Annotated in this window: 10 protein-coding genes; 4 read left to right on the top strand and 6 right to left on the bottom strand. The window is 36.0% G+C overall.

Features of this window, described 5'->3' with window-relative positions; all coding sequences use genetic code 11:
- Positions 1 to 362 precede the first annotated feature (362 nt).
- Positions 363 to 1142: an Rpn family recombination-promoting nuclease/putative transposase gene (locus HET73_RS05705; protein ID WP_174134167.1), complete on the top strand. Its 780-nt coding sequence runs from the start codon at positions 363 to 365 to the stop codon at positions 1140 to 1142.
- Between the two features lie 110 nt (positions 1143 to 1252).
- Here HET73_RS05705 and HET73_RS05700 read toward each other — a convergent pair whose 3' ends face one another.
- From HET73_RS05700 to HET73_RS05685, 4 genes are read right to left on the bottom strand one after another with little or no spacing between them, the layout of a single operon-like run.
- On the bottom strand, positions 1253 to 1969 hold the full coding sequence (locus HET73_RS05700) for a ComF family protein (protein ID WP_174134166.1): 717 nt from the start codon (positions 1967 to 1969) through the stop codon (positions 1253 to 1255).
- Positions 1966 to 2196 carry a hypothetical protein gene (locus HET73_RS05695; RefSeq protein WP_174134165.1) on the bottom strand — a complete coding sequence of 77 codons (231 nt, stop codon included), beginning with the start codon at positions 2194 to 2196 and terminating at the stop codon, positions 1966 to 1968. The genes HET73_RS05700 and HET73_RS05695 overlap by 4 nt, the downstream gene beginning before the upstream one ends.
- A gap of 30 nt (positions 2197 to 2226) precedes the next feature.
- Positions 2227 to 2763: a cytochrome c oxidase assembly protein gene (locus tag HET73_RS05690; protein WP_174133518.1), complete on the bottom strand. Its 537-nt coding sequence runs from the start codon at positions 2761 to 2763 to the stop codon at positions 2227 to 2229.
- Positions 2764 to 3486 (bottom strand): Bax inhibitor-1/YccA family protein, encoded by a 723-nt coding sequence (locus HET73_RS05685; protein WP_174133519.1) that lies wholly within the window; start codon positions 3484 to 3486, stop codon positions 2764 to 2766. It abuts the gene before it with no gap.
- Positions 3487 to 4018: 532 nt separating this feature from the next.
- On the opposite strand from HET73_RS05685, the gene HET73_RS05680 reads away from it, so the two are divergent.
- Positions 4019 to 4180 (top strand): hypothetical protein, encoded by a 162-nt coding sequence (locus tag HET73_RS05680; RefSeq protein WP_174134164.1) that lies wholly within the window; start codon positions 4019 to 4021, stop codon positions 4178 to 4180.
- Between the two features lie 13 nt (positions 4181 to 4193).
- Here HET73_RS05680 and HET73_RS05675 read toward each other — a convergent pair whose 3' ends face one another.
- Together HET73_RS05675 and HET73_RS05670 are read right to left on the bottom strand one after the other, a co-directional pair.
- Entirely contained in the window at positions 4194 to 4454 is a 261-nt protein-coding gene (locus HET73_RS05675; RefSeq protein ID WP_343033093.1) for a type II toxin-antitoxin system RelE family toxin, read from the bottom strand.
- An 8-nt stretch (positions 4455 to 4462) separates the two neighbouring features.
- Positions 4463 to 4714 (bottom strand): hypothetical protein, encoded by a 252-nt coding sequence (locus HET73_RS05670; protein ID WP_174134163.1) that lies wholly within the window; start codon positions 4712 to 4714, stop codon positions 4463 to 4465.
- Positions 4715 to 4796: 82 nt separating this feature from the next.
- Between HET73_RS05670 and HET73_RS05665 the strand changes: the two genes are divergently transcribed.
- Together HET73_RS05665 and HET73_RS05660 are read left to right on the top strand one after the other, a co-directional pair.
- Positions 4797 to 5510, top strand: a complete 714-nt coding sequence (locus tag HET73_RS05665; protein WP_174134162.1) for a hypothetical protein — start codon at positions 4797 to 4799, stop codon at positions 5508 to 5510.
- Positions 5511 to 5529: 19 nt separating this feature from the next.
- Positions 5530 to 5726 (top strand): hypothetical protein (locus tag HET73_RS05660; RefSeq protein WP_174134161.1); only part of this gene is annotated, 197 nt, incomplete at its 3' end.

Here is a 5726-nt window from a genome sequence, read left to right as displayed (position 1 = left end):
TTCCATTGAATCCACGATTTTAAGAGAAAAACTCAGAGCCATACAAACTCCTCAAATTTTTAATTTCAAAGAATTACTGTCATTCCATCAATCAAACAAAGAATTTACCTCATTTCTGGATGTACGCAAATCACCGGTATAGAGAAGTCACCTAACCCACCGTTGTATGACAGAAGGAACAGGGTAAGCCTGTATTTTCGCCTATATGGCAAGCAAACCGCCTGATGGAAATGCAGGTAAAGGAAAATGGAAAAAGTATTTTGATAAAAGAGTAAACGAACAAAAATGTTAGCAAACTCTTTTTCAAGAGAAGGTTCTCTACTGTTAGTGTCACCATCAAGAATGATGTTTTCCGAGGATTTATGACAGACAAGCCGGTTCGAAATAAGAAGGACTTAGATAAGGGGCTCAAGCGTAGTGTGGGGAAACACGCATGCTGCGTTTCTAAGGGAGGGAGTAGTAGTAATACTACTTCCTTACCTAACCAGGTCGCTAAAACCAAAGGCTTTGAAAAACGCGCTCAATACTACGCTGCCAAAGCTTATTCAAGACAGGCTGATAAAGGTGATCAGTACCAAGGTCTTAAAGAAATTATCTTCATTGCTATAGCAGATTATATTCTATTTCCTGATAAACCAGGTTACAAATCCGATCACGTTATTTTAGATAAGGTGACCTTTGAACACGACCTAAAAGACTTTAGTTTTACTTTCATAGAATTGCCTAAATTTAATAAGAAGGAAGATCAATTAGAAAATATAATCGAGAAATGGTGTTACTTTTTTAGGCATGCAAATGAGACTAGTGAAGAGGCCCTACAAAAAATAGTGGGAAGTGATGTAATTATCGGTAAAGCTTATAATGAGCTGATAGAGTATAATTGGACTGATGATGAACGGGCTATGTATGAATGGATTAAGAAAAATGAGGATGATAATGTATCTTGCCTCAATCAGAAATTTAATGAGGGCATCCAAATCGGCATAGAAAAAGGTACAGCAAAAGGTAGAAAAGAAAGGGAGATGGAAGTGGCAAAAAACCTACTTAAAGCCGGCGTATCTATCGACTTGATAGCCGAATCCACTGGTCTTTCAATTGATGAAATCGAAAAGCTAAAACCATCATCGTTAATAAACTATTAATAAAGTGCTATTTGTTCAGGAAAAATGGCACAGAGGTTAATACTAAGTATAGTATTATAAGATATAATTATGGAAATGCAACCAAACCGTTATTAGGAGTAACCTTAAAACTACACCGTTCTTGCAAGTGAAAGCACTCTCACTTCTCTTGCACCGGAGTTTAAAATTTCCTGAGAGCAGGATCTTACAGTTGCACCAGTTGTTACCACGTCGTCAACTAATATCACGATTTTATTTTTGATGATTTCTTTGTTGCTGATTTTAAAAGCCTTCTTTAAATTTTTTTCGCGTTGTTTAAGTGAAAGACCGGCTTGAGGTGTGGTATGACGAAGACGTTTTATTACAAATGGTGTATAAGACAAGTTGGATAACTTACTAAGTTCCTTTGCGAGCAATGCTGCTTGGTTGTATTTACGTTTGAATAAGCGCATTTTATGTAGAGGTATAGGAATTATAGCGTCCGCATTTTGAAATATATCTTTGTTAGGTTGGTACATCCACTTCACGTAGGTTTTTACGTAATTTAAATTATCAAAAAATTTAAAATTTATAATCATATTTTTACTATGTTGATCATAAGCAAAAACTGACCTTAGTACTTTAAAAGTTGGGGGATTGGCAATGCACTTACCACACGTATAAATGTTATCTGAAATTACCACGCCACAAACATTGCAGTAATGTTTGGTTAAAAAATTGATTTTTTTGTTGCACTCACCACACAAATCGTAATTTTTATTAATTATGCATTCACAACTCACACATACGTTTGGAAATATGAGATTTATGGCTTTTTTCAGTATAACTTCTGCAAAGTTCTTTGTCATTTCAGCAACATAAACGCTTTGATTTGAGAGCAATACCCACTAGAAAGGGTATCATCCCAGTGCCCAGACACTGGGATCCAGGAATTTCGATTGGGCATTAAGTTGGTGAGTGCAAAAATAGCTAACCCTATATTACAAACAATGTTTTTGATGGTGAAGGGCTGGTCAAGCACTGGAATGACACCACCTGCCACACCTGCAAACTGCAATGTTTGTGCATTACACACTGCCTATTGCTGTAATTTGCAAATGTTCTATCATTTAAGTTTAAAAAACGTATATGACAGTGTTATTTCACTCAAATCTTTTGTACTATCATCAAGCATTATCTCAGGGTCTATGTAAAAAGATACTGGCATGACTGCCTTTTGTTTTGGCAGCAGTGTTTGTTCTTCAAAGCAAAAGCATGCAACTTTATTGAAATATTTGCCTGCTTTAAAAGGGGTAACGTTATACACTGCCATTCCAAACGAAGGCTGATCAGATAGATTCTTTGCATAATAAAAAGCTAAACTTTGTTCACCTATGTTTGTATCCATATAGTTGATTTCTGAGTTAAATTCCCAAGGTAAATTTGGCATTACATCGGCATTGAAACGAACTCTGATTTTTTGGTTAGTTATGTTCATTGTTGCGTTAGTGACTTTTCTTGTTGTGCCGCCATACCCAGTAGCTTTACAGAAGATGCTATATAGTGGCACCGATGCATATGCAAGGCATAGCATCAATATCACTAAAGACATTAGAAAAAAAGCTATAGAATTCTTACTGTTCCCCCTTAAAAAGGAAAACATTTAGTCTCTATTATTAAACAAGCTAAGTAACCTAAGTAAATTGAGGAATATATTAATAAAGTCAAAATAAAGGTTAGTTGCACCAAGTATAGCCAGCTTAGTGGTGGCAACTTCTGAGCCATCGTTATATCTATAATAAACATCTTTGATTCTCTGAGCATCGTATGCAGTCATTAAAGTAAACACTATTACCGATATGAACGATACTGCAAAATAAAGAGGACTACTTCTAAGGAATAAATTAACTATAGATGCAATGATTAACCCCCAGATTCCCATAATTAAAAAGGAGCCCATACTGCTCAGATCTTTTTTTGTGCTATTGCCATATAAAGCCATAGAACCAAACATAATCGATGTAATGAAAAATGCCCTTGCTATATTTTCTGCAGTATAAACTATAAAAATGTAAGATAGGGAGAGCCCCATTAAGACTGAAAATAAGAAGAATATAGTCACTGTAGATTGAGCACTTAGGTGTTGCAGCCTAAAAGACATATAGAACACCAATGCAACTGGAGAAAACATTACTACAAGTGATAGAACGGGATTGGAATAGATCACTTGAAAAAGACCAGAAAATACCGTTAAGAACGCAACAAGCCCTGTAACGCCCAAAGCCAAAGCCATATAATTATATACTTTAATTAGATAACTTCTGAGCCCAGCACTATAAAAAACTCCTTGCGAGCGAACATCTTGTTCATTTCTCATGTAAGACATAAATATAACTCCTTTTATACCTTAGCAATATTATAATACAAAACTGCATCTTTATCAAGCAAAAAATCACTTTTTATTGCAATTAATGTACGGTGGACTTCTTGCATAACCTAAAAAAAGGCAATTATTTTGGCGCTTTCTGTAATGCCGCGCGCCTTTAAATTACTTTAAGAAATTTACTAAATGAAAAAAAAGCAAAAGAACCCCCGTGGTGCGAGTTTTGACCCTATAATACTGTAACTTGGCGCTGTAATAATGTGCTGACGCTTAGTTTAAGCGCGATTTTGGCTGCATGTGAAAAAATTTAAAAGACATGCAGCCCCAATAATTTATATAATCCGCCAATAAATACCTTAAGTTTTTTACTAAATTTTTGTCGTTGATCCTGCAGGTCAAAAACAAGTTTTGAGTCAGAAATACCCTAATTGCCATGATAATGAGATTGGCGGAGGTTGTCAAGGAATTTCTTCGTTTCGTCCAATGTGCTAAAGTTTGTTATGCAAGAAGTCTATTCTAAACGTCTTTAGGAGGCTTGCAAGGTTTTGGTGCCCAAATAGGTCAAAACTTAGGTGGTGCCTACAACCTCTATGGGAAATCTTTAAATGATCGCTGGGCAATTATCAATCAGATGCTAGGCAGTCTAGGTGAAGCTGCTGGTAAGGTGGCAATGATGGCAGCGCTTTGGCATAACTGAAAAATTTATAACTTTAGTTTTTCTTCCTATAGGATTCTTTTCTATGTTTTATTGAAGTGATGGTTACTTCACACTCTGCAATGTCTACCGTATAGATAATACGATAATCGCTAACTTGTAGCCTTCTGTGTCCTTTAAACTCGTAGAGCAATGGTGTACCAACTTTCATTGGTTCAGTTGCAATCCGCTCGTTTATGGCTCTTGTAATACTTTTCTCGATTGGTGGCGATAAAGCAGGCAAGTCTTTTTTGATGACGTTTTCTAAATAAGTAATCTTATATTTCAGTTTGTACCCTCAATTCTTTTAGCTAATACTGTATCCCAGTTTATATCCTCGCTTCTAATCTTTTTTGCACCTGGAACATCAAGTTCAGCGGCACGCTCGACTAGTATCATATCTTCCTCAAGTTCAATCGCCTGTCGCATTAACTTCTCTGTTAATTCTCTAACAGACTTATTTCTTACTTCAGCTAGTCCAATAAGACACTCTGAGATTTCCTTATCGAAGGTTATACTAACTTTTGAATCTGCCATAAGTTTTACCAAAGTATACTATTCATTTTTCTGAATTTTTCAATAAATTGGTGTATGCTAAAACCAGTTTAAAGGATGAAGAATGTTAACTCAGGAAGATATCGTTTTATGCCGCAAAGATTTTGGATTCTTTGCATTTCAAAGCATGCTGCGAGTATTTAAGATTAAACTCAATTTAAAAAGAAAAGATGGCAGTAAAAACTATTTATGGGTGCTGTTTAGTAGTATTAACCGCTTAGTATTTGAAAAGGCATATAGCCAATGGTGGAACATACCACCACGCTGTGCTAAAACGACACTCGGTTTTATATTTCATGTAGCGTTTGCGCTTGGCAACAATCCAAGAGCAAAGTTTATGTATATCACCCATCAGAGAGATTTAATGCGTGAAAAAATAAACGAACTGCATATGGTGCTTGAATCTCCATTTTACCGGCAAGTCTTCCCCAATGTCAAGATTGTTGGTCGTAAAAGCACAAGAGTAATAAGAACTAAAGAAGGTGGTTTTGTTAACGGCTTTTCGATATCAGGTCATGTAACAGGTACTGGAGCTGGGGATAGCTCTTTTGATGTCGATAAAATTCGTAAATATGGTGGTTGTATTATCCTCGATGATTTACACGATGCAAACTGTGCTTACAGTCGTGTATCGCTGATCAGTGCCTGTCAAAAATTTGAACAGTGCATAACCTCAAGGCGTAATACTGCCGATACGCCGTTTTTAGTAATTGGTCAAAGAATCAGTGTTTATGATATATTTAGCTATTTGGAAAAAAAAATCAGAGCGGCAGTTTGAGAAGACTATAATACCTGCAGTGCTAGAAGATGGGACAAGTATTGATGAGGATAGATTGCTACTGCAGGAGCTCAGGATCAAGGAAAAAGCAGAACCTTATGTTTATCAGTCACAATATATGCAGGATCCGCCAGAATCAAAATGGCGAATATTTAATGAAAAATACTTCAAGAAGATTGATTTTGCTTATAAAACAGTCGGTGAAAAAGATCTAAC

Source organism: Wolbachia endosymbiont of Atemnus politus (assembly GCF_013309895.1).
Note: the sequence above shows the minus strand (reverse complement) of the source record. Positions and strands in the feature narration are given on the sequence as shown.